Source organism: Streptomyces sp. NPDC019531 (assembly GCF_044903305.1).
Taxonomy (GTDB): Bacteria; Actinomycetota; Actinomycetes; order Streptomycetales; family Streptomycetaceae; genus Streptomyces.
Window position 1 is genome coordinate 1 of record NZ_JBJDQL010000042.1, and the last position, 23,331, is coordinate 23,331.

The 23,331-nt window shown below is 70.5% G+C and carries 22 protein-coding genes and 1 pseudogene; 14 read left to right on the top strand and 9 right to left on the bottom strand.

The genetic code is table 11. The features are described 5' to 3' along the window. From ACI2L1_RS34905 to ACI2L1_RS34915, 3 genes and pseudogenes are all read right to left on the bottom strand, one after another. Positions 1-499, bottom strand: a pseudogene (locus tag ACI2L1_RS34905) (4-hydroxy-2-oxovalerate aldolase); the annotation flags it as partial. After that, positions 496-1,449, bottom strand: coding sequence for an acetaldehyde dehydrogenase (acetylating) (locus ACI2L1_RS34910; RefSeq protein WP_404743429.1), 954 nt, complete (start codon positions 1,447-1,449; stop codon positions 496-498). The gene ACI2L1_RS34910 and the pseudogene ACI2L1_RS34905, both read right to left, overlap by 4 nt. Next, positions 1,446-2,273, bottom strand: a complete 828-nt coding sequence (locus tag ACI2L1_RS34915; protein ID WP_404743430.1) for a 2-keto-4-pentenoate hydratase — start codon at positions 2,271-2,273, stop codon at positions 1,446-1,448. Before ACI2L1_RS34915 ends, ACI2L1_RS34910 begins: the two co-directional genes overlap by 4 nt. A 160-nt stretch (positions 2,274-2,433) precedes the next feature. On the opposite strand from ACI2L1_RS34915, the gene ACI2L1_RS34920 reads away from it, so the two are divergent. Next, entirely contained in the window at positions 2,434-4,038 is a 1,605-nt protein-coding gene (locus ACI2L1_RS34920; protein WP_404743431.1) for an FAD-binding protein, read from the top strand. Between the two features lie 249 nt (positions 4,039-4,287). Next, positions 4,288-5,097: an IclR family transcriptional regulator gene (locus ACI2L1_RS34925; RefSeq protein WP_404743511.1), complete on the top strand. Its 810-nt coding sequence runs from the start codon at positions 4,288-4,290 to the stop codon at positions 5,095-5,097. 13 nt (positions 5,098-5,110) lie between these two features. On the opposite strand, the gene ACI2L1_RS34930 is transcribed toward ACI2L1_RS34925, so the two are convergent. The 3 genes from ACI2L1_RS34930 to ACI2L1_RS34940 all read right to left on the bottom strand — a co-directional run bounded on the left by ACI2L1_RS34930 (position 5,111) and on the right by ACI2L1_RS34940 (position 8,132). Beyond that, positions 5,111-5,740 carry an SDR family oxidoreductase gene (locus tag ACI2L1_RS34930; RefSeq protein WP_404743432.1) on the bottom strand — a complete coding sequence of 210 codons (630 nt, stop codon included), beginning with the start codon at positions 5,738-5,740 and terminating at the stop codon, positions 5,111-5,113. A gap of 98 nt (positions 5,741-5,838) precedes the next feature. Next, positions 5,839-6,597, bottom strand: a complete 759-nt coding sequence (locus tag ACI2L1_RS34935) for an SDR family NAD(P)-dependent oxidoreductase (protein ID WP_404743433.1) — start codon at positions 6,595-6,597, stop codon at positions 5,839-5,841. Beyond that, on the bottom strand, positions 6,594-8,132 hold the full coding sequence (locus ACI2L1_RS34940) for a long-chain fatty acid--CoA ligase (protein ID WP_404743434.1): 1,539 nt from the start codon (positions 8,130-8,132) through the stop codon (positions 6,594-6,596). The genes ACI2L1_RS34935 and ACI2L1_RS34940 overlap by 4 nt, the downstream gene beginning before the upstream one ends. A gap of 172 nt (positions 8,133-8,304) precedes the next feature. Between ACI2L1_RS34940 and ACI2L1_RS34945 the strand changes: the two genes are divergently transcribed. The 3 genes from ACI2L1_RS34945 to ACI2L1_RS34955 all read left to right on the top strand — a co-directional run bounded on the left by ACI2L1_RS34945 (position 8,305) and on the right by ACI2L1_RS34955 (position 11,422). Continuing rightward, positions 8,305-9,081, top strand: a complete 777-nt coding sequence (locus ACI2L1_RS34945) for an enoyl-CoA hydratase/isomerase family protein (protein WP_404743435.1) — start codon at positions 8,305-8,307, stop codon at positions 9,079-9,081. Between the two features lie 126 nt (positions 9,082-9,207). Then, a complete protein-coding gene (locus ACI2L1_RS34950; RefSeq protein WP_404743436.1) occupies positions 9,208-10,266 on the top strand; it encodes a zinc-binding dehydrogenase in 1,059 nt (352 codons plus the stop codon). 1 nt (position 10,267) lies between these two features. Next, complete coding sequence (locus ACI2L1_RS34955; RefSeq protein ID WP_404743437.1) at positions 10,268-11,422, top strand: acyl-CoA dehydrogenase family protein; 1,155 nt, start codon at positions 10,268-10,270, stop codon at positions 11,420-11,422. A 41-nt stretch (positions 11,423-11,463) separates the two neighbouring features. Here the strand turns inward: ACI2L1_RS34955 and ACI2L1_RS34960 are convergent, their stop codons facing one another. Further along, on the bottom strand, positions 11,464-12,171 hold the full coding sequence (locus ACI2L1_RS34960; protein ID WP_404743438.1) for a TetR/AcrR family transcriptional regulator: 708 nt from the start codon (positions 12,169-12,171) through the stop codon (positions 11,464-11,466). 195 nt (positions 12,172-12,366) lie between these two features. On the opposite strand from ACI2L1_RS34960, the gene ACI2L1_RS34965 reads away from it, so the two are divergent. Continuing rightward, positions 12,367-14,376 carry a pyruvate dehydrogenase complex E1 component subunit beta gene (locus tag ACI2L1_RS34965; protein WP_404743439.1) on the top strand — a complete coding sequence of 670 codons (2,010 nt, stop codon included), beginning with the start codon at positions 12,367-12,369 and terminating at the stop codon, positions 14,374-14,376. 72 nt (positions 14,377-14,448) lie between these two features. Here the strand turns inward: ACI2L1_RS34965 and ACI2L1_RS34970 are convergent, their stop codons facing one another. Next, on the bottom strand, positions 14,449-15,495 hold the full coding sequence (locus ACI2L1_RS34970) for a cyclase family protein (protein WP_404743440.1): 1,047 nt from the start codon (positions 15,493-15,495) through the stop codon (positions 14,449-14,451). 134 nt (positions 15,496-15,629) lie between these two features. Here ACI2L1_RS34970 and ACI2L1_RS34975 point away from each other — a divergent pair, with 134 nt between their 5' ends. Both ACI2L1_RS34975 and ACI2L1_RS34980 read left to right on the top strand, forming a co-directional pair. Then, positions 15,630-16,025 carry a nuclear transport factor 2 family protein gene (locus ACI2L1_RS34975; protein WP_404743441.1) on the top strand — a complete coding sequence of 132 codons (396 nt, stop codon included), beginning with the start codon at positions 15,630-15,632 and terminating at the stop codon, positions 16,023-16,025. 26 nt (positions 16,026-16,051) lie between these two features. Beyond that, complete coding sequence (locus ACI2L1_RS34980; RefSeq protein WP_404743442.1) at positions 16,052-16,450, top strand: nuclear transport factor 2 family protein; 399 nt, start codon at positions 16,052-16,054, stop codon at positions 16,448-16,450. 63 nt (positions 16,451-16,513) lie between these two features. Here the strand turns inward: ACI2L1_RS34980 and ACI2L1_RS34985 are convergent, their stop codons facing one another. Then, on the bottom strand, positions 16,514-18,136 hold the full coding sequence (locus ACI2L1_RS34985; protein WP_404743443.1) for a flavin-containing monooxygenase: 1,623 nt from the start codon (positions 18,134-18,136) through the stop codon (positions 16,514-16,516). 196 nt (positions 18,137-18,332) lie between these two features. Here ACI2L1_RS34985 and ACI2L1_RS34990 point away from each other — a divergent pair, with 196 nt between their 5' ends. The 6 genes from ACI2L1_RS34990 to ACI2L1_RS35015 all read left to right on the top strand — a co-directional run bounded on the left by ACI2L1_RS34990 (position 18,333) and on the right by ACI2L1_RS35015 (position 23,157). After that, a complete protein-coding gene (locus tag ACI2L1_RS34990; protein WP_404743444.1) occupies positions 18,333-18,734 on the top strand; it encodes a carboxymuconolactone decarboxylase family protein in 402 nt (133 codons plus the stop codon). Positions 18,735-18,760: 26 nt separating this feature from the next. Then, positions 18,761-19,501 carry an SDR family NAD(P)-dependent oxidoreductase gene (locus ACI2L1_RS34995; RefSeq protein ID WP_404743445.1) on the top strand — a complete coding sequence of 247 codons (741 nt, stop codon included), beginning with the start codon at positions 18,761-18,763 and terminating at the stop codon, positions 19,499-19,501. After that, the gene (locus ACI2L1_RS35000; RefSeq protein WP_404743446.1) at positions 19,498-20,685 is read left to right on the top strand and encodes an NAD(P)/FAD-dependent oxidoreductase; all 1,188 of its coding nucleotides are present in this window, start codon (positions 19,498-19,500) and stop codon (positions 20,683-20,685) included. The genes ACI2L1_RS34995 and ACI2L1_RS35000 overlap by 4 nt, the downstream gene beginning before the upstream one ends. Positions 20,686-20,702: 17 nt before the next feature. Beyond that, complete coding sequence (locus ACI2L1_RS35005) at positions 20,703-20,897, top strand: ferredoxin (RefSeq protein WP_164429384.1); 195 nt, start codon at positions 20,703-20,705, stop codon at positions 20,895-20,897. A gap of 38 nt (positions 20,898-20,935) precedes the next feature. Further along, a complete protein-coding gene (locus ACI2L1_RS35010) occupies positions 20,936-22,174 on the top strand; it encodes a cytochrome P450 (RefSeq protein WP_404743447.1) in 1,239 nt (412 codons plus the stop codon). Positions 22,175-22,236: 62 nt separating this feature from the next. Further along, complete coding sequence (locus ACI2L1_RS35015; RefSeq protein ID WP_404743448.1) at positions 22,237-23,157, top strand: SDR family NAD(P)-dependent oxidoreductase; 921 nt, start codon at positions 22,237-22,239, stop codon at positions 23,155-23,157. Positions 23,158-23,331 lie beyond the last annotated feature (174 nt).

The following is a 23,331-nucleotide window of genomic DNA, read 5'->3' on the forward strand; positions in this document are numbered from 1 at the left end:
CGGAGTCGGTGACGTACACGCAGTGGGCGCCGTAGGACTCCATCAACTTCGCCTGCTCGGCCAGCTTCTCCGGCGGGGCCATGTGGCTCATCATCAGGAAGCCCGAGACGTCCATGCCCAACTCCCGCGCGGTGGCGATGTGCTGGGCCGAGACGTCCGCCTCGGTGCAGTGCGTGGCGATCCGCACCGACCGCACCCCGAGCGCGAAGGCCCGCTTCAGCTCCGCGATGGTGCCGATGCCCGGCAGCAGCAGGGACGTCAGCACCGCCCGGTCGACGGCCTCGGCGGCCGCCTCGATCCACTCCCAGTCGGTGTTGCTGCCCGGCCCGTAGTTGAGGCTGCCGCCGGTCAGACCGTCGCCGTGGGCGACCTCGATGGCGTCCACTCCGGCCTGGTCGAGCGCCGCCGAGATCTTGGACACGAACTCCGGGGTGATCCGGTGCCGGATGGCGTGCATGCCGTCCCGCAGTGTCACGTCCTGCACATAGAGCTCGGTCATCGGGTCACCTCGGAGTGGTTCGCGACGCGCTCGGCGACCCGCAGGGCGGCCGAGGTCATGATGTCCAGGTTGCCCGCGTAGGCGGGCAGGTAGTGGGCGGCGCCCTCCACCTCCAGGAAGACGGTGACCTTGGTGGTCACCGGGGGAGCGCCCTCGGGCAGCAGGGTGTGGACCGGCTCGTCGGGAGCGATCGGCGTGAACTGCACCCGCTGCTTGAGCCGGTAGCCGGGCACGTACTCCGCCACGGCGGCGACCATGTCCTCGACGGACGCGCGCACCGCCTCCTGGTCCGCGTCACCGATCAGGCAGAACACTGTGTCCCGCATGATCAGCGGCGGCTCGGCCGGATTGAGCACGATGATCGCCTTGCCCCGCCCGGCACCGCCGACCTGCTCGATCGCGGCGGACGTGGTCTCGGTGAACTCGTCGATGTTGGCCCGGGTCCCCGGCCCGGCCGACTTCGAGGCGATGGACGCGACGATCTCGGCGTAGGGCACCTCGGTGACCCGGACGACCGCATGCACGATCGGAATCGTGGCCTGGCCACCGCAGGTGACGAGGTTGAGATTGCCGACAGCGTTGTCGCCGTTGTCCAGGTGTTCGTCCAGGTTCACCGGCGGCACGACATAAGGTCCGATCGCCGCCGGAGTCAGGTCCACCAGGCGTTTGCCGTACGGCGCCAGCCGCTTGGCGTTCTCGATGTGGGCCTTCGCCGAGGTGGCGTCGAAGACGATGTCGATGTCGTCGAAGCCCGCCATCCGGATCAGCCCGTCCACGCCTTCGTGCGTCACGGGCACCTTCAGCCGCGCGGCGCGCGCCAGTCCGTCCGAGTCCGGGTCGATGCCCACCATCGCGGCCATCTCCAGCGTGTCGGAGAGCCGCAGTATCTTGATCATCAGGTCGGTCCCGATGTTGCCGGAACCGATCACGGCCACTTTGGTCTTCGTCATCCCTGGTCCTTGGATTCCTTGGGTGAGAACGTCGCGGTGACCGAACCGAGGCCCGACATCTCCGCCCGTACGGTCACTCCGGGCGGCGTCGGGACCAGCGGCCCCAGGGCCCCGGAGAGCACCACCTGCCCGGCGCGCAGCGGAGCGCCGTACTCCACGGCGGTCCGCGCCAGCCACAGCAGTGCCAGCAGCGGGTCGCCCAGACAGGCCGAGCCGTCGCCCTCGGACGCGAGCACGCCGTCGGCGTACAGCCGCATCGTCACGTCCCGGGGCTCGAAGTCCCCCAGCGCGACCTGTTGTCGGCCGAGCACGAACATGCCGCTGGACGCGTTGTCGGCGACCGTGTCCGTGATGGCGATGTCCCAGTCGGCCACCCTGCTGTCCACGATCTCCAGCGCGGCCACCGCATGGCCGACGGCCGCCCGGACCCGCTCGACATCGAGGTCGTCGCCGTCCTCGCAGTCGAGATCCGCGGCGAGGACGAACGCGATCTCCGCCTCGGCCCGCGGCTGCAACAGCCGCTCGCTGGGTACGGCCGGCAGACCGGTGGCGTCCATGTCGTCGAGCAGCACGCCGAAGTCGGGCCGGTCGACGCCCACTTGGCGCTGCACAGACTCCGAGGTCAGACCGATCTTGCGGCCCACGACCCGTGCGCCGCGCGCGATCCGGTCGTCGACGATCCGCTGCTGGACGGCGTAGGCGAGGCCGATGTCGGTCGGGCCGAGCAGGTCCCGCACGGGTCCGCAGGGCCGCCGCTCCCGGGCGGCCCTGGCAAGTCGTCCGGCCGCTGCGGCCACGGCTGTCTCACGGTTCGCGACGGTCATCGAAGTCCCAACGTCTGTCATCCGCATCCTCAACTCGTGGTGGCCCCAGCGTGGGTGGTCGCCGCTGATCACAGCCATGCGGCGTTCCGCTCACCGGGACTCGCGGACCGATGCCCCATGACCCTGCTGGGACCGTCGGGACCACAGGAGGAGGTCAAGGATGACCAACGACACCAACAGCGACGGCAGTTACGACGTCATCGTCGTCGGATCGGGCGGCGGCCTGGTCGGGGCCTACGTGGCGGCATCGCGCGGACTGCGCACGCTCGTGATCGAGAAGACCGGCGCGGTGGGAGGCACGGTCGCCTACTCCGGAGCCGGCCTGTGGTTCCCCGGTTCCGCACCCCTGGCGAGGGCCGGCATCGAGGACGACGTCGAGGACGCACGCACCTATCTGCGCGGTGTCGTCGCCGACAGCTCACGCGAGAAGCACCAGGACGCCTACCTGGACGCCGGCCGGCGCCTGATCGACGAGCTCGAACAGAACCCCTGGTTCCAGTCGTTCATGCACGGGCCCGTCCCCGAGTACTACGCGGACAGCCCCGGCAGCACACCCGCGGGACGGACCGTCTTCCCGCCACCTCTGCCGGTCGACGAACTCGGGGAGCGCTTCGACCTCGTCCGCCGCTCCCTGCCCACCGAGCGGTGGGGCTTCGACGAGGGCCCCGTCGTCAGCGGCGGCCGCGCGCTCATCGGCCGGGCACTCGCGGCGTTCCTGGAGACCGGCAACGGCACGCTCCGCATCAACACCGCGCTGCAGGACCTCGTCGTCGAGGAGGGCCGGGTCGTCGGCGTGGACGCCGTCAGCGAGGGCGAACGCGTCCGGTTCCGCGCCGAGCGGGGCGTGCTCCTCGCGGCCGGCGGCTTCGAGCGCGACCGTGAACTGCGCGAGCGGCACCAGCGGTTGAGCGGCGAGTGGTCCAACGGCGCCCCGGCCAACACCGGTGACGCGCTGAAGGCGGGCATCGCGGTCGGCGCGGACACCGACCTGCTCGACGAGGCCTGGTTCGTCCCGGGGCTGGTCCGGCCGGACGGCCTCCCGGTCTTCCACACCGGTACGCGCGGCGGGATCTGGGTCAACGGCGCGGGCGAGCGCTTCGTCAACGAGACGCGCCCCTATGACCAGGCGGGCCACGAGATCGTCCGCCTCCACGTCGGCACCGGTGTCCGGCACATCCCCTGCCACTGGGTGTTCGACCAGCGGCAGTTCGACCGGGACGGCATCGGCTTCCCGCCCGCCGAACCGCCGCCCGCCGAGTGGCTGGAGTCCGGCGCCCTCAAGAAGGCCGACACCCTTGAGGAGTTGGCGCGCCTGATCGACGTGCCGTTCGACGCGCTGGACCGGACGGTCAAGGAGTTCAACAGCTACGCGCACACCGGCGTCGACGAGAGGTTCCATCGCGGTGAGACACCGTGGGACGAGATGTTCCAGCACATCGTCCCCTTCCCGGCCGACCCGCGGCAGAACTTCGAAGCCACGGTCGTCTCCGGCTTCCCGAACCAGCTGCTGCTGCCGATCGACACCGCGCCCTATTACGCCGCGACCATCGTCCCGTCGGACATCGGCACCAAGGGCGGCCTGAAGACCGACGAGCACGCCAGGGTGCTGCGCCCGGACGGCCGGCCGATCGCGGGGCTGTACGCGACCGGCAACACCGCGGCGGCCATGTCGGGGCGGGTGTACCCCGGCGCGGGCACGCCGATCGGCTCCAGCCTCGCCTTCGGGTATCTCGCGGTGCTCGACATCGTGGGCGGGTCGGCCTGACGTACGTGGGCGGGGCGGCCTGACGTACGGCGGAAGGCGAGGCGCGGGCCGGTGCGTCGGCCCGCGCCGACTCATGTCCGTGCGAATCCGGTCGTGCACACGTCTTGGTCCGCGAGCGGAGGGTTGGTACCTTGGCGCAGGCGCCAAACTGAAATAGATTTCAGTTTTAGCAGAGAGGCACCGACGATGACGTCTGTCCTTCGCCTTGATCCGCGAACCGAGGCCGAACGGCACGCGCTCCCGCCGTCGATGATGGAGCGCGTGACGTTGATCATGGACCTCTTCGAGCGTCCACAGACCCGCCTGACGCTTGAGACGGTCTCCCGCCGTACCGGGCTGCCCCGTTCGACGACTCATCGCATACTCGACCAACTGGTCCGGCTCGACTGGCTGCACCACACCCTGTCCGGCTATCTGCTCGGATCCCGGGCCCTGGGCCTGGGCGGACGGGAGATCGGCCACAGCACCGTGCGTGCCGCCGCCGCGCCCCAGATCCTCGAACTGGCCGTGCGCACCAAGATGGTGGTGCATCTCGCGGTGCTCGACGGCTCCGAGATCTACTACCTCGACAAGGTCGGCGGCCGGGCCGCGGTCGACATCCCGTCCCGCGTCGGCGGCCGGGAGGTCGCGCACTGCACCGGGCTCGGCAAGGCGATGCTCGCCTGGCTGAGTCCCGAGGAGATCGACGCCCGCTACGGCGAGGTGATCGAGCGTCGCACCCCGCAGAGCCTCGGCCGGCTGGACGCCCTGCACCGCGAACTGGGCGCCGTGCGCCGCCGTAACGGCCTGGCCGTCGAACGCGGCGAGTGCTTCCCGGACATCGCCTGCGTCGGCCTCGCGATCCGCGGCCCGGACGGACCGGTGGCGGCGATCTCGGCGGTGGGCGAGAGCGGCTCCGCGGTGGAACGCATCGCACCTCTGGTCGTGAACGCCGTACGGTCCATCTCCGACGAACTCTTCGGCGCGGCCCAGCCGTACCACCGGGAGCTACCGGAGTCGCTGCGGTACGTGCCGCGGCCCGGCGGAGTGCTTCCGGTGGGCGGGGCGCGGCACGGATGACGGAGGGGTGCTTCTACGACCACGGTGACCACGTCAGACCGCCGACCGCCCTGTTGTCGACCGGCAGGACGACCCCGTTGATGCGGCAGGCGTCCTCGGAGGCGAGGAAGAGCATGACGGCGGCCTGCTCGTCCGGATCCGCGGCCCTGCCGGACAGACCGAGGCAGGGCGGGAGGACGCCGGGGCCGTGGGCTCGGGGTCCGCGCCGACCGGCGGACCGGTGCCGGTGGTGACGGCGTTCGCCCGGCTCCCGTGCCCGGCGGTACATCACGGCGAGGGACTTCACCAGACCCCGGACGCCGTGCTCAGCGGTGGTCCGGGCCACGTCCGCCGCACCGCCGCGGACCCCGGCCTCGGACGCCGCGAAGAGGGTCACGCCGTGTTCCTCGGCCGGCATGTGTGGCAGGACGGCCCGGGTCGGCAGCAACGGCGCGGTGCGGTTCACCTCCAGGACGCGCCGCCACTCGGCGTCGTCGGTGTCTGCGGGCCCCGACATGAGGTCGGTGATCCCGGAGGTGTGCACCAGGACGGCCACACCTCCGAAGAAGCCGACCATCTGCCCGACGACGGCCTCCTTGTCGCGGTCGGCGAGCAGCACCTGCGCGCCTTCGCCCGCGAACTGCAGAGCGGCGGCCCGGCCCACGCCGGAACCCGAAACTCTTCTGGAACCGCTGGTTCGCGACGAGGGAGCACACACCCGGGCCCGGGGTGCAGCCTGCTGCACCCCGGGCCCGTGACCGCTCACCGGGCTGTCCAGCCCCCGTCCACCGTGAGCGTCGTCCCCGTCACGAACCGGGACGCGTCCGAGGCGAGGAACACCGCGGCCCCGCCCAGTTCGTCGGCGTCGCCCACCCGGCCCAGGGGAGTGGAGCTCACGATCCGCTCGCCCCAGCGGCTGTCCAGGAGCCCGGAGCTGAGGTCGGTGTGGAAGTAGCCGGGGGCAAGGGAGTTGACCCGCACCCCGCGATCGGCCCACTCCACCGCGAGGGCCCGGGTGAGCGCCTCGACCCCGCCCTTGCTGGCGGCGTAGGCGGCGATCCGCTCGAAGCCGGTACTGGCGTGCACGGACGAGACGTTGACGATCGAGCCCGAGCGCTGCTCCAGCATCACCTTGCCGGCCTCGCGGCAGCAGTAGAACGTGCCTTGCAGGTTGACGTCCATGACCTGCCGCCAGTCCCGGTCGGTGACCTTCTCGCTGCGGGTGAAGTGCGGGCTGATCCCGGCGCAGTTGACGACCGCGTCCAGTCGGCCGGTCCACTGGGTGATCCGATCGACCATGTCCCGCACCGCGTCGGAGTCGGCGATCGAACCGGGCACGACCAGCACCTTGCCGCCGTCCCCGGCGAGTTCGGACTCCAGCCGCTCCAGGTCCGGCGCGGTGCGCGCGGTCACCGCGACGGTCGCGCCCGCCTGGGCCAGGGCGACGGCCATCGCACGGCCGAGCCCCTTACCGGCTCCCGTCACCCACACGGTCTTCCGGTCCAGCCGCAGGTCACTCATGAACCCTCCTCGACGGGAAGGTCGCGCAGGGTCCGTTTGAGGACCTTGCCCGACGGCGTACGGGGCAGTTCGTCGACGAAGTCGAAGCGGGCTGGCACCTTGAACTTGGCCAGGCGAGCGCGGCAGAACTCCCGCAGCTCCTCCGGCCCGGCGTCCGTCCCGGACCGCAACACGACGAACGCGCGCGGCACTTCGCCCCACCGGGGATGCGTCAGACCCACCACCGCGGCCTCCAGCACCGCGGGATGTTCGTACAGGACGCGCTCGACCTCGGGGGTGGCGATGTTCTCGCCGCCCGAGACGATCATGTCCTTCTTGCGGTCGTCGATGTAGAGGAAGCCCTCCTCGTCGACATGGCCGATGTCCCCGGTGTGGAACCAGCCGTCCCTGAGGGCGGCGGCGGTGGCCTTCTCGTCCCGCCAGTAGCCCGCGAAGACCTTCGGACCGTGCAGGGTGATCTCACCCAGTTCCCCCGCCGGGACCTCCGCGCCGGTGTCGTCGACGATCCGCACGCGCGTGTGCGGCACGGGACGCCCGACCGAGCCCAGCTTGGACAGCGCGTGCTCACGGTCGAGGAAGGTGTCGCCGGAGACCGTCTCGGTGAGGCCGTAGGCGTCGGCGAACCAGGCGTTGGGGAACGCCGTCATGATCCGCCGCAGGACCGGCTCGGGCGTCTTCTCGCCGCCGCCCAGGACGAACCGCACGGAGGTGGTGTCGTAGGAGTCGCGGTCCGGTACCTCCAGCACGGCGTTGACCATCGCGGGCGCCAGCCACACATTGGTGACCCGGTGTTCCTCGATGGCGCGCAGGGCGCCCACCGGATCGAACTTCCGCTGCAGGACCACCCGTCCGCCCGCGTACAGCACGCCCAGGGCCGGCATGTCGAGGCCGCCCACGTGGTACAGCGGCCCGCAGACCAGCGTGGTGTCCGCCGCGGTCAGCCCGAAGTGGACGATGTGGGCCAGGTTCTTCGCCTGCACATTGCCGTACGTGATGCACACGCCCTTGGGACGGGCCGTCGTGCCGGACGTGTACATCAGGCGCTGTAGGTCCTCCGGCCCGACCTCGACGGGCTCCACCCGTGCGCCCGGGTGCCGGGCGAGCAGTTCCTCGTAACCGGTCCACGGCTCGCTCACGGCCTCCCCTCCGACCTGGACGCGGTGCTCCAGGTCCGGCAGGTGCGCGGCCATCCGGTCCGCCGCGGGCCCGAACTCCGGTTCCGTCACCAGGACCTTCGCCTGCGCGTGCCCCAGGATGTACTGCCATTCGTCCTCGGACAGCCGGTAGTTCAGCGGCAGGAATACCGCTCCGAGCCGGCCCGCCGCGTACACCAGTTCCAGAAATTCCGGCTGGTTGTAGAGCAGCAGGCCGACGACGTCACCGCGCCGGACCCCGAGACCGGCCAGTCCCGCGGCCAGCCGGTTCACCCGTTCATGCAGCTCACGCACGGTCACGTGGTGTTTCTCCGGTACCACGACCACGGCCTCGGGTCGCTGGGACAGGTGGTAATCGAGGATGCTCGCGAAATTGTGCACGGCAACTCTCTCGGCTCGGCGGCCAGGAATGTCCCGACCGGTCGGTTGCTCGCTCCCAAGATTTAGTGTACCTCTTGGTCTATAAAACCTGTCCGCACTCTACGACGACGCGAGTCGAGCGACAACCCGTCCGGCCATCGGCGATGCCGCTCCCGCAGACGAGGAGGGCCTCGTGCCACGTATCCGCCTCGACACCGACGGACCCGTCGTCACGGTCCGCCTGGACAACCCGCCGATGAACGCGTTCGACGACCACCAGCGCGAGGAGCTGGCCGCCCGCGCGCGCGAGCTGGCGGACGCCCGGGGCGTACGGGCTGTGGTGCTCTACGGCGGGGAGCGGCTCTTCGCGGCCGGCGCGGACATCAAGGCGCTGTCCGCGATGGGGCCCGAGGAGGTCCGGGGCTGGAACCGCGCGTTGCAGCGGACCTTCGACGAGATCGCCCGGCTGCCCATGCCGGTCGTAGCGGCCGTCACCGGGTACGCGCTCGGCGGAGGCATGGAGCTGGCCCTCGCCGCCGACTACCGGGTGGCCGCCGCCGACGCGGTCCTCGCCCAGCCCGAGGTACAGCTCGGCATCATGCCGGGCTCGGGCGGCACCCAGCGCCTGGTCCGCCTGATCGGCCCGTCCCGGGCGAAGAACCTGCTGATGACGGGCCGCCGGGTGAGCGCGGAGGAGGCGCTGCGACTGGGTCTGGTCGACGAGGTCGTCCCCGCGGACGCGGTCCTCGACACCGCGCTCGGCTATGCCCGACAGCTCGCCGAAGGCCCACCGGCCGCACTGGAGGCCATCAAGGAGGCAGTCGACCACGGCGCCGACGCAAGCCTGTCCGCCGGCCTGGCCCTCGAACGCTCCCTGTTCACAGCGGTGTTCGGCACAGAGGACGCAACCCACGGCATCCGCTCCTTCTTGGAGCACGGCCCGGGCAAGGCCCACTTCAAGAGCCCCTAAGGGGCGCGGGGCTGTTTCGATTTGCGGCTCCGCCGCGTGGGCGCGACCAGCCACAACGACGCCGCAGCCGACCGACGACACATGGCGGCAACCACAGATGTCGCATGACACGCAAGGGGTGGAGAAGTGAAGGCACTGCGCTGGCACGGAGCCCGGGACCTACGCCTGGAAGAACTCCCCGACCCGCCCGAGCCGCAGCCGCACGAGGCAGTCGTGGAAGTCTCCTGGTGCGGAGTCTGCGGCACAGACCTCCATGAATACCTCGAAGGCCCCCACATGATCCGCGAGGGCCCGCACCCCCTCACCGGCGCCGCCCCACCCCTCGCCCTGGGCCACGAACTCAGCGGCACAGTCCTCGCGTTGGGCGCCGAAGTACCCGGCATCGAGATCGGCGACCGCGTCACCGCCGACCCTGTATGGCGCTGCGGTGTCTGCTACTGGTGCGTCCGCGGCGAGTACCACATCTGCCCGAGGAGCGGCTCGGTCGGACTCGCCTCCGCCGGCGCCTTCGCCGACCGTGTCACCGTCCCGATCGCCGGCCTGGCCCGCCTGCCCGACAACGTTTCCGACGAGATGGCGGCCGTCGCCGAACCCCTCGCCGTCGGCCTGCACGCCGTCACGCGTGGGGGAGTGCGGCCGGGCGACAACGTCCTGGTCGTCGGCGGCGGCCCCATCGGCTTCGCCGTGGTCCTCGCGGCGAAACTTGCGGGCGCCGCCGGGCTCTACGTCAGCGAACCGCTCAAAGAACGACGGGAACGGCTCCTCGAACTCGGCGTCACCGACGCCTACGACCCGCGCGAGACCGACGTACGCCGTGAGCTGTTCCTGAAGACCGGCCGCATCGGACCCGACGTCGTCGTCGACGCGACCGGTGTGCCCGCGCTCGCCGCCCAGGCCGTCGCCACCGTCCGCCGCGGCGGACGGGTCGTCCTCGCCGGCGTGGGCCACGGAAACGTCGAGTTCGACATGGGTCAGCTCGTCTTCTACGAGCGTGCCGTGCTCGGCACGCTCGGCTACCACCACGACATCCCCCGCGTGATCGACCTCATGAGCACCGGACGCCTGGACGCCGCACCTCTGATCACCGGACGTTTCGCGCTCGCGGAGGGAGCCGGGGTCTTCGCGGACCTGGCCGCCGACCGGGCCCGCCACCTCAAGGTTCTGCTGACTCCGAAGGGACTGTGACATGGATTTCGACCTGCCGGAGGAGACCCGGGACCTCCAGGACATGGTCCGCGAGTTCGCGGCCAAGGAGATCTCCCCGCACGCGGCCGAGTGGTCCGAGAACGAGCACTTCCCGACGCACGTCTTCACCAAGCTCGGCGAGCTCGGCCTGATGGGCATGCTCGTGCCCGAGGAGTACGGCGGCGCGGGCTCCGACACGGTCTCCTATGTCGCGGTGATGGAGGAACTCGGCGCCGCCGACCAGTCGGTCGCCTCCTCCTGGAACGCCCACTCCACCATCGCCACCCTCCCGCTCCTCGCCTACGGCACCGAGGCGCAGAAGCAGCGCTGGCTGGCCCCGCTGGCCCGCGGCGAGGCCATAGGCGCCTTCGGCCTGACCGAACCGGACGCGGGCTCCGACGCCGCCGGCATCGCCACCACCGCCCGCCGCGCGGACGGCGGCTGGGTGCTCAACGGCACCAAGATGTTCATCACCAATGCCGGCACCGACATCAGCCAGGGCGTCACCCTGCTCGCCACCACCGGCAAGGGGACGGACGGACGCAAGGAGTACGCGACCTTCTACGTCCCCACCGGCACCCCCGGCTACAGCTGCGGCCCCAAGCTGAAGAAGCTCGGCTGGCACGCCATGGACACCCGGGAACTGGTCTTCGCCGACTGCTGGGTCCCCGAGGAGCATCTGATCGGCGAGGAGGGCGGTGGGCTGCGCCAGTTCCTGGCGGTGCTGGACAAGGGCCGGATCAGCGTGGCCGCGCTGGGCCTGTCGCTGGCCAAGGCGGCTCTCGCGCTGGCCCTCAAGCACGCCACCGAACGCCATCAGTTCGGGCGCCCGCTCTCGGACTTCCAGGCCGTCGCCCACAAACTCGCCGACATCGGTACCCAGGTCGAGGCCGCCCGCTGGATGGTCTACCGCGCGGCCTGGCTCGCCGACCAGGGACGGCCGCACAGCACCGAGGCCGCGATGGCCAAGCTGTACGCCTCCGAGGTCGCCAACCGTGTCGCCTCCGAGGCGGTGCAGATCCACGGCGGCTACGGCTATGTGCGCGAGTCGGAGATCTCCCGGTTCTACGCCGACGCCAAGATCCTGGAGATCGGCGAGGGCACCAACGAGATCCAGCGCAACGTCATCGCGCGGGCGCTGGTGAAGGGCGTATGACGAGCGTCCCGCGGTGCGCCGTAGCGCACCGCGGGTCCGGATCAGCTTCCGACCTCAGCCGGCTCCCAGGCCGCCTCGGGGTCGAGCGGCAGTTCCGGCCGGTCCCGCTTGAACTCCGCCGCCCGTTCCTCGGTGTGCTTGAGGTCGTCCTCGGTGGCGCCGAAACCGCGGAACAGGGTCGCGCAGTACTCCCCGGACAGATATGCCGGGTCCCAGCGGCCGCCCGGCTTCACCCACTGGTAGGTGTGGTTGTGCAGGTTGAGGAACTGGAGCGTGGCCAGGCGCGGTTCGACCATGCGGAAGCTGCCCTGCTCGGCGGCGTCCGTCAGCAGCCCGGTGATCAGATGCTCGAAGTCGGAGCGCTGGCCCAGCAGGGTCTGCAGCTCCGGTCCGGTCAGACTGCGGTAGTCGTGCTCGTACACCCAGATGTGGTCGAGCCGGTGGAAGATGATCGTCAGCAGCGACTCGGACAGCAGCCGCAGCCGGACCAGCGGATCCACGTCGAGCTCGGCGATCTGGCGCGCGCGGGACAGCAGTGGGCTCATCACCCGCCCCTGGATCTCGATCAGCAGGTTCTCCTTGGAGCCGATGTAGTAGTACAGCGCTCCCTTGGCGAGCCCCACCGCACGCCCCAAGTCGTTGACGGACGTCGCCGCGTAGCCCTGGCGGGCGAACAGCTCGGCGGCCGTGTCGATGATCTTCTGACGGCGGACCTCGAAGTCCGGCCCATGACCAGGCGGTCGTGGCATCGCATCTCTCCCCTTACAGGACGACGGGTCGAACCGACCCCGTCCCGGGCCCGCACCGGGCGCCGTGAGAGCGCTTCGGGGGGACAGCGGGTCCCGGGACATCGTCACTTTTGTTTGCTAGACCAGACGGTACATTAAAAGACGGACTCAGACGGCGCGGGGCGCGCCATCTGCGCGAGCATTGCGAGGACGCGCATGACCCAGGCACCGCAGTTCCCCGGCGCGAGCGTCGGAACACGGTCCGCGCACGCGGAGCAACTCCTGGAAATGTACCGGCGGATGAGGCGAATCCGGCGGTTCGAGGAGCGGGCCTCCGAGCTGTACAAGGCGACGGAGATCCCCGGCTTCCTGCATCTGTCGATCGGCCAGGAGGCCACCGCGGTCGGCGCCTGCTGGCCCCTCGGCGAACGCGACGGCATCACCTCCACCCACCGCGGTCACGGCCATGTCCTCGCCAAGGGTCTGGACTCCGCGTCGATGATGGCCGAGCTGATGGGCAGGGAGGCGGGCACCAACCACGGCCGCGGCGGCTCCATGCACATCGCCGACCCGCGCCTCGGCATCTACGGCGCCAACGGCATCGTCGGCGCGGGCCTGCCCATCGCCGCCGGAGTCGCCACCGCCGCCAAGCTGCGCGCGGCGGGAGACGTCGTCGTGGCCTTCTTCGGCGACGGCGCGGTCGCCCAGGGCATGTTCCACGAGGCCGTCAACCTCGCGGCCGTATGGGACCTGCCCGTCGTCTTCCTCTGCGAGAACAACCACTACTCCGAGTTCTCGCCCGCCTCCGAGCAGCACCGCGCCCCGCTCTCCGCCCGCGCCGCCGGATACGGCATCGGCTACGCCCACGTCGACGGCAATGACGTCCTGGCCGTCGCCGGGATGCTGACCGACGTGGTGGAACGGCTGCGCGAGGGCGGCGGCCCGGTCCTGGTCGAGGCCGAGACCTACCGCTGGCACGGCCACTACGAGGGCGACCCCGAGCGCTACCGCAGCGCCGAGGAGGTGTCCGCCGCCAAGGAACGCGACCCTCTGATCATCGCCCGCCGCCACCTGGACGTGGCCGGCGTCGACACGGCTCTCGTGGCCGCAGTCGACGAGGAGATCGACAAGGAGATCGCGGCGGCCGTGCAGTGGGCGCGCGCCCAGCCCGAGCCCGCCCCGGAGACCCTGCACGACTTCGTCGCGGCCCCGCGCACCGCCGTACCGGAACCCGCCCCGGCCCCCGCCTCCGGTGAGATCTTCCGCTCGATGGACGCCGTCCGCCTCGCCCTGGAACACGAGTTGAAGGCGGACCCGTCCGTCTTCGTCGCCGGCATCGACGTCGGCGCCGGCGGCAACGTCTTCGGCCTGACCCGAGGCCTCGCCGAGGCCTTCCCCGGCCGGGTCCGCGACACCCCCATCAGTGAGAGCGCCGTCATCGGTACGGCGGTGGGGGCGGCCATGGCCGGGATGAGGCCGGTCGTCGAGGTCATGTACATGGACTTCATCGGCGTCTGCTTCGACATGCTGCTCAACCAGGCCGCCAAGCTCCGCTTCATGACCGGTGGCCGGGCCTCGCTGCCCCTGGTCGTGCGCACCCAGTTCGGCGCAGGCCGCTCCTCGGGCAGCCAGCACTCCCAGAGCCTGGAGGCACTGCTCGCCCACATCCCCGGCCTGACCGTGGTGATGCCCTCCGACCCGGCCGACACCTACGGTCTGCTGCGCGCCGCCATCCAGGACCCGAACCCGGTGATCTTCGTCGAGAACCGGCTCCAGTACGGCCTCAAGGGCCCCCGCCCCGCCGAGGACCACCTGGTCCCGCTGGGCAGGGCACGCGTGGTCCGCGAGGGCACGGACGTCACCCTCGTCTCCTGGTCCCGGATGGTCCAGGACTGCCTCGCCGCCGCCGAGACGCTCGCCGCCGAGGGCGTGAGCGTCGAGGTGATCGACCTGCGCACGATCGCTCCGCTGGACCGCGAGACCGTCCTGAACTCCCTTGCCAGGACGAACCGGTTGGTCATCGCGCACGAGGCGGTGAAGGACTTCGGTGTCGGCGCCGAACTGGCCGCCCTCGCCGTCGACGAGGGGTTCTGGCATCTCGACGCACCGGTCACCCGGGTCGCGCCGCCGCCGGTCCCGGCGCCCTACGCGCCCTCGCTGGAGCGGCTGTGGCTGCCCTCGCCGGACACCATCGCCGAGACGGTACGGCGGATCGCGGCCGTGTGAGCGGACGTACGACGACGAAGGGCCCCCGGGACGGATCCCGGGGGCCCTCGACACAGCGGTCGAAGTGGGCTGTCAGACGGTCGCGACCGGTGTCAGCGGGCTGCCCTGGGTGCCGGGCAGGTTCAGCGGGGGAGCCGTCAGCAGGAAGCGACTGCGGTTGTGCTCGCGCAGCCAGGCCGCGAGGTCGTGCAGGTACCACAGCTCACCGAGCGGGACACCCAGCTTGAAGAGGCACAGATGGTGGATCGGGAGCAGGGTGTGGCGGCCCTGGGCCTGGGTGGTGGCGACGCCCTCGACCGCGTAGTTGTCGGCGATCAGCGCCGAGATCTGCGAGTCGGCGATCCACTGGAGCAGGTCGGGGTCGTCCGCGTCGAGATAGGCCGCGGTCTGGTGGATGGCGACCGGGTCGGGGTTCTTGTTCCAGGCGAGGACCTGGGTGGCGAAGCCGGTGTGCAGCAGGAGCATGTCCCCGGGCTCCACGCTCACGTGGTCCGCGGCCATGATGTCCTGGAGCTGCTTGAAGCTGACCGGCTGGTAGTCGGTGCCCAGGTGGTGGGCGATGTCGATCAGCACGCCCCGGCCCTGCACGCCGTGCTCGGCCATGTGCTCAAGGCCGAGGTGACGGGCGAAGCTCACACTGCCGCTGCCGTCGCCCTTGGCGTCGTCCCGCGGTCCGACGATGTCGGTGTCGGGCCGGTAGCCGTTGTAGTAGACCGGCTCGGCCTCGCCGTCGCCGTCGGCGTCGAACTCGGCGCCCTGGTGGGCCAGGGAGTCCCACTGGGTCGAGTACTGGAGCCACAGCGTGACCACGTCGTCGGACCACACGTCGATCAGCGAGGGGTCGATCTGCTCGCGGGCCACCACGTTGTAGAAGACGTCCTGCTTGTGCTGGAGGTCCTCGGTGGGCCGGAGGATCGGCGGGTAGCGGCGCTGGTTCAGGGCCGAGCCGCCCGGATAGTCGAGCGGCAGGCTCAGACTGAAGGTGACGCCGTGCTCGACCTCGCGCACCCCCTGGAGCACCTTCTCGGGGGTCAGCAGGTTGACGCGCCCCAACTCGTCGTTCTCGCCGAAGTCGCCCCAGGTGGAGCCGGGCGGACGCTGCGTCCAACGCTTGGTCACGATGTTGCCTCCTCGTGCGACGGTCCCCGTTGACAGCCGTCAGCATGCTATTGAGATTGGACCGAACGGTCAACAAATCTGTTGTTTGACAATAGACTGACTGGTCGAAAGTCGCTTCGATCTTGGAGGACGAATTGAGCGAATCCACAGTGGCGTGGGTCGCGGCAGGAGTGCGTGCCGTGATCGGCGCCCACACCCAGGCCCAGGACGCCGGCCGTACCGACGACATCGTCGAGCTCTACACGCCGGACGCGGTGCTGGAACTGCCCGGCATGGACCCCATCGAGGGCCACGACGCCCTGCGCGCGGCCTTCAAGGCCTGGGAGCCGACGCGGCCGCAGCTGCACCTGGTGTCCAACACGGTCGTCACCGCGAAGGGCGACGACGAGGCGACCGCCGCCAGTGACGTGGCCTTCCTCCAGCGCGGAGACTCCGGTTGGGCGGTGCAGCTCGTCGGGCACTACGAGGACACCCTGCGCCGGCAGGACGGCGTCTGGCGCATCCACCGCCGCGGCACCACCTTCCAGTAGCCGGTCCACCGAAGTTGAGGAGCGAGATGAGCACATCGATCGAGGCGTCGGTCACCGCCGACGTACAGGCCGCCGTCGCCGCCTACGCGCAGGCGCTGGACGCCGGCGACATCGACGCTCTGGCCGGTCTGTTCTGGCCCGACGGCGTCGCCGAGATCGCCGGCATCGGCACCTTCGAGGGCCGGGAGGCCATCAAGGAGGGGTTCGCCGCCTTCGCGCCGACCCAGCCCCAACTCCACCTGACGGCCAACACGGTGGTCACCTCGGTGACCGGCGACGAGGCCGCCGCGGTGAGCAACCTGGCGTTCCTCCAGCGCGGCGAGGCCGGCTGGGCCGTCCAACTGGTCGGCCGCTACGACGACACGCTGACCCGGCGCGACGGCGTATGGCGGTTCCAGAAGAGGGTGACCACCTTCCTGCCGTAGCGGTGCCAAAACCGAGGGGCCTCGCCGGACGATCCGTCGTCCGGCGAGGCCCCTCGGTCCCGCTCAGGCGTCCTTCGCCACCGCCTTGGAGAAGGCGAAGGTGTTGTACCCGTTCTCGCCGACCTCCTTGATGAGCTCCTGGAGCTTCCACCGACCGGTCGGGTTGAGGAGCTGGCGGACCGGCTTGCCGGGGATGTTGGCACCGTAGAAGTAACTGCTCGTCAGGAACGAGGACTGGGACGCGCTGTCGTTGACCAGGTCCGTCCATTCCCGCTCGGCGTCCGCGGTCACCTCGACGATGTCGTGGCCGTGGTCACGGGCGTGGACGAGAACGTCGGTGACGAAGTCGACCTGGTCGCCCGAGTAGCGCGGGTTGTTGCCGAGCGCGCCGTGCGGACCGCCGGGGAAGAAGAAGTTCGGGAAGCCGGCGACCGCGACCCCGAGGTACGTGGACGGACCGTCCTTCCAGTACTCCTTGAGCGGCAGGCCCGAACGGCCCCGTACACCGAGGCGGTTGAGGGCGCCGGTGCCGAAGTCGTAGCCGGTCGCCCAGATGATGACGTCGAACTCCCGCTCACCGTCGCTGGTCTCGATGCCGGTCTCGGTGATGCGGTTGATCGGCGTCTCGTTGATGTCGACGAGCTCGACGTTCGGCTTGTTGAACGCCTCGAAGTACCCGGTCACGAAGGGCGGGCGGCGACCCCCGTAGCCGTGGTCCTTCGGGATCAGCTTCTCGGCGGTGTCCGGGTCCTTGACGATGTCGCGGATCTTGGCGGCGATGAACTCGCACCACTCCTTGTTCACCGTCGGGTTGGTCGTCATGTCGTAGTAGTGCTCGGACAGCTTGGTGAACCCGGGGCCGTTCCAGCGCGTCTCGTAGAACTCCTGGCGCTGCTCGGGGGTGTCGTCCAGGCCCGAGCGCATGGTGATCTGGTGCAGGAACCCACTCACCGAGGTGTTCAGCGTGTGCCGGATGGACTCGAAGTCGGCCTTGAGGGTGGCCTGTTCCTCGGGCGTGATCGGCGCGTTGTTCAGCGGCGTCGCCCAGTCGGCCACCTTCTGGAACACCGTCAGCCGGTCCACGTCGTCCGCGATGGCCGGGACGATCTGCACCCCGCTGGAGCCGGTGCCGATCTGGGCCACCCGCTTGCCGGTGAAGTCGACCGGTTCCTTCGGCCAGCGGCCGGTGTGGTGCTGGTCGCCGCGGAAGTCGGCCCGGCCGGGGATCTCCGGGATGAACGGCACGGACAGGATGCCGGTCGCCGCGATGACATGGCGCGCGCGGTGCTCGGTGCCGTCGTCCGTCGTCACGGTCCAGGTGCCGGACGTTTCGTCGAAGACGGCCGAGGTCACCTTGGCCTCGAACACCATGTGGCGGCGCAGGTCGAAGCGGTCGACGACGTGGTTGAAGTAGCGCTCGATCTCGGGCTGCCCGGCGAACCGCTCCGACCACTCCCACTCCTCCCACAGCTCCTTGGAGAACAGGTAGCCGTAGGTGTAGCTCTCGGAGTCGAAGCGGGCCTCGGGGTAGCGGTTCCAGTACCAGGTGCCGCCCACGCTGCTGCCCGCCTCGATCAGCCGCACCGAGAAACCGGCCTCGCGGGCCCGGTACAGCTGGTAGATGCCGGTGACGCCGGCTCCGACGACCAGGACGTCGACGTCCGGCACCTTCGTCGATCCGCTCATCTGCCCTCCCATGTGACAGGGGCTGTGCTGCACCGGCGGCCCAGGCTCCCGCTATGATTTGTTCGACCGGTCGGTCGAATATTCAGTGAGCGTAGATGAGGGGTAGGCATCGATCAATAGCTATTGATTGTACCGACCGGTTGAACTAACTTTCGCTAGGGGCGATGGCCGCCTTCTCACGACGCAGGAGCCGCGTATGACCGACAAGGACGTCAAGGAACCCGGGACCGGGTCCGATCTGCGGGCCGAAGGCCTCAAGGTCCTGCGCGCGATACTGCCCGGCGTGTTCCCCGAGGGCGACATCGACCTGCGCGACGGCAAGTTGGGCGAGGAGCTCGTCGAGATCGGTCTGACGACGGTCTTCGGCTCGCTGTGGGCCCGGGAGGGGCTCAGCAAACGCGACCGCAGCCTGGTCACCCTCGGAATCCTGATCGCGCTCGGTGCCGAGTCCGAGCTGACCACCCACTTCCGGATCGCCCTGACCAACGGCCTCACCGAGGACGAACTGGCCGAGGTCATCTACCACTCCGCCGGATACGCCGGCTACCCCCGCGCGACCGCGGCCCGTACGGCGGCCCGCACAGCACTGGCCGGCTAGGGCCGCAGGCACACGAGGAGCACACCATGTCACTCAAGGGAAAGGTCGCGGTCGTCACGGGTGCCGCCCGCGGCATCGGCCAGGGGATCGCGACCGTGCTGGCGGCCAAGGGCGCCGCGGTCGCCGTGTGGGACCTGAACGTCGAGGGCGCCGAGAAGACCGCCGCCACGATCAACGAGGCGGGCGGCCGGGCGATCGCCGTGGGCGGGGACGCCGCCGACGCCGCCGCGGTGGCCGCGTCCGCCGCACGGACCCGCGCCGAGCTCGGCCCGGTCACCATCCTCGTCAACAACGCGGGCACGACCGCCTACCAGCCGTTCACGGACATCGCCGAGGACGCCTGGGACCGCATGATGGCGATCAACCTCAAGGGACCGTTCCTGGTCACCAGGGAACTGGTGCCCGACATGCTCGCCGCCGGCTGGGGCCGGATCGTCAACATCTCCTCGTCGTCCGCGCAGACCGGCGCCCCCGCCATGGCGCACTACGCGGCCTCCAAGGGCGGGGTCATCGGACTGACCCGGGCGCTCGCGGTCGAGTACATCGACAAGGGGATCACCGTCAACCACGTCCCGCCCGGCTTCATCGACACCCCGCTGGTGCGCCAGGGCCCCATCGACGTCGAGGCCATCGCCGCCACCATGCCGATGAAGCGGGCCGGCACCCCCGAGGACGTCGCCCACGCCGTGGCCTACCTGGCCTCCGAGGAGGCGAGCTACGTCACCGGCCAGACCCTGAGCACGAACGGCGGGCGCTACCTCGCATGAGCACGGAGAACATCCTGGTGGTCGGCGCCTCCGCGGCCGGCCTCACCACGGTCGAGGCGCTCCGCCGCAAGGGGCACACGGGGACGGTCACGGTCCTCGGCGACGAGCCGCACGCACCCTACGACCGCCCGCCGCTGTCCAAGCAGGTCCTGTCGGGCGACTGGGAGCCGGACCGGGCCACCCTGCGCACCGGGGACGTCCTGGCGGGACTGGACGCCGAGTTCGTCCTCGGCGACCGCGCGGTCGACCTGGACACGGCGACCCGAACCGTACGCACCGAGTCCGGGCGCGAACTGCGGGCGGACACGCTCGTCATCGCCACCGGCGTGCGGGCACGGACCCTTCCCGGCCACGAGGGCCTCGCCGGCGTCCATGTGCTGCGCACCCTCGACGACTCGCTGGCCCTGCGCGAGGACCTGCTGGCCGGATCCCGGCTGGTGGTCGTCGGCGAGGGCGTCCTCGGGTCCGAGATCGCCGCCACCGCACGCAAGTTGGACCTGGACGTGACCCTCACCGGCCCGCTGGCCGCGCCGATGGCCCTCCAGGTCGGTCCGCTGGTGTCGGGCCTGCTCGCCGACCTGCACACCGAACAGGGCGTACGGCTCCGGCTGGGCACCGGCGTCACCGGCCTGACCGGCACGGACGGCCGCGTCACCGGCGTGGAACTCGGCACCGGAGAGGTGCTGCCGGCCGATGTGGTGGTCGTCGCGATCGGCGCCGTACCGGCCACGGACTGGCTCATGGACAGCGGGCTCGAACTGGACAACGGCGTGGTGTGCGACGCGTGGTGCCGGGCGGAGGAGGGGATCTACGCCGTCGGCGACGTGGCCCGCTTCCACCACGAGCAACTCGGCAGACTGGTCCGCCTGGAGAACCGTACGAACGCCACGGATCAGGCCATGGCCGTCGCCGCCAACATCCTCGGTGCCGAACAGCCCTACCTGCCGGTGCCGTACTTCTGGACCGACCAGTACGACGCCAAGCTCCAGGTCCACGGCTTCCTGCCCGCCGACGCCGAAGTGAACGTCGTCGAGGGGGACTTGGCGGCCCGGCGGTTCGTCGCGCGGTACCGCGTCGACGGCCGGGTCACCGGCGTCCTCGGCTGGAACATGCCGAAGCAGGCCCGCCTGCGCCGTCAGGAGATCGTCGACGCCCTGCGGACCGCGCCCGTCCCCACCCACTGAACCACCAGGAGAGACCCATGAAGGTTGTCGTCGACGAGGAGAAGTGCGTCGCCGCCGGACAGTGCGTGTCCGCCGCCATGGACGTGTTCGACCAGCGTGAGGACGACGGCATCGTCGTCGTCCTCGACGAGAACCCTCCAGCGGAGCTGGCCGACGACGTCCGCAACGCGGCCGCGGTGTGCCCCGCGCTGGCGATCCGCATCGAGGAATAGACGCTCCGCCCCCCACAGTTCAGCAGGAGGAAGAACCCATGGCCGAGGCAGCCATCCACCCCACCACCGACGAGCAGATCTACTACTACCAGGACGACCGGGACGCCAAGTGCCCCTTCGCCCCGGCGCCTGGACTGCGCGCCCTGAACGACGAGGCACCCGTCACCCGGGCCCGGATCTGGGACGGCAGCACTCCCTGGCTCGTCACGGGGCATGCCGCGCAGCGCGCGATCCTGTCCGACCCCCGGGTCAGCTCGGACGACAAACAGCCCGGATTCCCCTACCCGAACGCGTCCATGGCGGAGGCCGCCCCGCACTACCCGCTCACCATCTTCAACGCGGACGGCGCCGACCACACGCGGATCCGCCGCATGATGACGCGCCCCTTCACCCGCGCCCGGATGGAGGCGCTGCGTCCGGAGATCCAGAAGTTCACCGACCAGCTCATCGACGAGATGCTCGCCGGCCCGAAGCCGGTGGACCTGGCCCACGCGCTGTCGCTGCCGCTCCCCTCGCTGATGATCTGCGCGCTGCTCGGGGTGCCGTACGACGACCACGCCTTCTTCCAGAAGCACGCCTCCCTCGCCACCAGGAGCGACAAGACCCACGAGGAACAGGCGGCGGCGAACGAGGCGTTGGGCGGGTACCTGGCCGGGCTGATCCAGAAGAAGATCGAGGAGCCGGCCGAGGACGTGCTCTCGGACTTCGCCGCGCGGGTCAGGGACGGCGATCTCACCCTCCCCGAGGCCACCCTGCTGTCCATGATCCTGTTGATCGCCGGTCACGAGACCAGCGCCACCATGATCACGCTGGGCACCGGTCTGCTGCTGGACAACCCGGACGAGCTGGCACGGCTGCGTGAGATCGAGGACTCGAAGGACGCGGCCGCCGCCGTCGAGGAGCTTCTGCGGTATCTGACCGTCGCCATGTTCGGGCAGCGCCGCATCGCCCGTGAGGACTTCGAGTTCGAGGGCGTGCAGATCAAGGCCGGGGACGGCATCGTCGTTCCGCTGCCCGCGGGCAACTGGGACCCCGACGCGTTCCCCGAGCCGGAGAAGCTCGACCTCACCCGCGACGCCCGCCACCACCACGCCTTCGGCTGGGGCATCCACCAGTGCCTCGGCCAGCAGCTCGCCCGTATCGAACTCCAGGTCGTCTACAGCACCCTCTACCGGCGCATCCCCACCCTGCGCCTGGCGGTCGACCGTGACGAACTGGTGTTCCGCCCGGCCGACGCCCTCGCCTTCGGCGTCGCCGAGCTGCCGGTCACCTGGTAGGTCCCTTCAGTCCAGGGCGCCCGGAGCCGCCGGACACCGCCCGAGAACGTACGGAGTCACTCATGAGCGAGTTCACCTTCGACGGACGCGTGGCGGTCGTCACCGGCGCCGGCCGGGGCATCGGCCGGGCCCACGCCCGGCTGCTCGCGGCGCGGGGCGCCAAGGTCGTCGTCAACGACCTCGGCGGCTCGATGGAGGGCGAGGGCACCGACACCGGCCCCGCCCAGAAGGTGGTCGACGAGATCAGGGCCGCCGGTGGCGAGGCCGTCGCCGACACCCACGACGTGTCCACGGAGGCGGGCGGCAAGGCGATCGTCGACTCCGCGATCGAGAACTTCGGGCGGATCGACATCCTCGTCAACAACGCCGGGATCATCCGGTGGGCGGGGCTGCCCGACATCGACCTCGACAACCTCGAACGGCACCTCGCCGTCCACCTGATCGGCTCCTTCAACACCCTGCGGGCCGCCTGGCCGCACTTCGTGGAGCAGAGCTACGGCCGTGTCGTCCTGACCACGTCCAGCGGGGTTCTCGGGCTGCCGAACAACCTGTCGTACGCGGCGGCCAAGGGCGGCACGATCGGCCTGGCCCGCAGCGCGAAACTGGCCGGCGAGCCGCACAACATCAAGGTCAACCTGATCGCGCCGGCCGCGATGACCCGGATGGGCGGCGGCCCGGAGGAGGAGCCCGAGCAGCCCGCGGAAGGACAGCCGTACATGCCGTCCGAGGCGGTCGCGCCCATGGTCGCCTACCTCGCGCACGAGAGCTGCCCGGTCAGCGGGGAGATCTACACGGCCGGGGCGGGCCGCTTCGCGCGGCTGTTCATCGCCTCCACCGAGGGCTACACCCACGAGGGCGGACCCGCCTCCATCGAGGACATCGCCGGGAACTGGGACGCCGTGAACGACGAGAAGGGCTACTACGTCCCCGCCGACCTGATGGCGTGGTCGGGGGCCTTCCTCAAGCACCAGTTCGGAGGCTAGTGCCCGTCCGGCGGATCAGGCCGGCTGCAAGAAGCCACGCTGGTGGGCCGAGTCGAGCGGGGCCATGGCGGTCCTCCCACGCTTTTGAGGCAGTGGGGGAGTGCGTGCCAGGCCCCGCGACGCCGGCATGATCCGCGGGACAGGCCCTGGGCCGCGGCACCCGGGTTCGTGCCT

Bases quoted from the DNA above. Each gene is read 5' to 3' on its own strand.
- ACI2L1_RS34910 (WP_404743429.1), bottom strand. From the start codon at position 1,449: ATGACGAAGACCAAAGTGGCCGTGATCGGTTCCGGCAACATCGGGACC.
- ACI2L1_RS34915 (WP_404743430.1), bottom strand. From the start codon at position 2,273: ATGACCGTCGCGAACCGTGAGACAGCCGTGGCCGCAGCGGCCGGACGA.
- ACI2L1_RS34920 (WP_404743431.1), top strand. From the start codon at position 2,434: ATGACCAACGACACCAACAGCGACGGCAGTTACGACGTCATCGTCGTC.
- ACI2L1_RS34925 (WP_404743511.1), top strand. From the start codon at position 4,288: ATGATGGAGCGCGTGACGTTGATCATGGACCTCTTCGAGCGTCCACAG.
- ACI2L1_RS34935 (WP_404743433.1), bottom strand. From the start codon at position 6,597: ATGAGTGACCTGCGGCTGGACCGGAAGACCGTGTGGGTGACGGGAGCC.
- ACI2L1_RS34955 (WP_404743437.1), top strand. From the start codon at position 10,268: ATGGATTTCGACCTGCCGGAGGAGACCCGGGACCTCCAGGACATGGTC.
- ACI2L1_RS34960 (WP_404743438.1), bottom strand. From the start codon at position 12,171: ATGCCACGACCGCCTGGTCATGGGCCGGACTTCGAGGTCCGCCGTCAG.
- ACI2L1_RS34965 (WP_404743439.1), top strand. From the start codon at position 12,367: ATGACCCAGGCACCGCAGTTCCCCGGCGCGAGCGTCGGAACACGGTCC.
- ACI2L1_RS34980 (WP_404743442.1), top strand. From the start codon at position 16,052: ATGAGCACATCGATCGAGGCGTCGGTCACCGCCGACGTACAGGCCGCC.
- ACI2L1_RS34985 (WP_404743443.1), bottom strand. From the start codon at position 18,136: ATGAGCGGATCGACGAAGGTGCCGGACGTCGACGTCCTGGTCGTCGGA.
- ACI2L1_RS34990 (WP_404743444.1), top strand. From the start codon at position 18,333: ATGACCGACAAGGACGTCAAGGAACCCGGGACCGGGTCCGATCTGCGG.
- ACI2L1_RS34995 (WP_404743445.1), top strand. From the start codon at position 18,761: ATGTCACTCAAGGGAAAGGTCGCGGTCGTCACGGGTGCCGCCCGCGGC.
- ACI2L1_RS35000 (WP_404743446.1), top strand. From the start codon at position 19,498: ATGAGCACGGAGAACATCCTGGTGGTCGGCGCCTCCGCGGCCGGCCTC.
- ACI2L1_RS35005 (WP_164429384.1), top strand. From the start codon at position 20,703: ATGAAGGTTGTCGTCGACGAGGAGAAGTGCGTCGCCGCCGGACAGTGC.
- ACI2L1_RS35010 (WP_404743447.1), top strand. From the start codon at position 20,936: ATGGCCGAGGCAGCCATCCACCCCACCACCGACGAGCAGATCTACTAC.
- ACI2L1_RS35015 (WP_404743448.1), top strand. From the start codon at position 22,237: ATGAGCGAGTTCACCTTCGACGGACGCGTGGCGGTCGTCACCGGCGCC.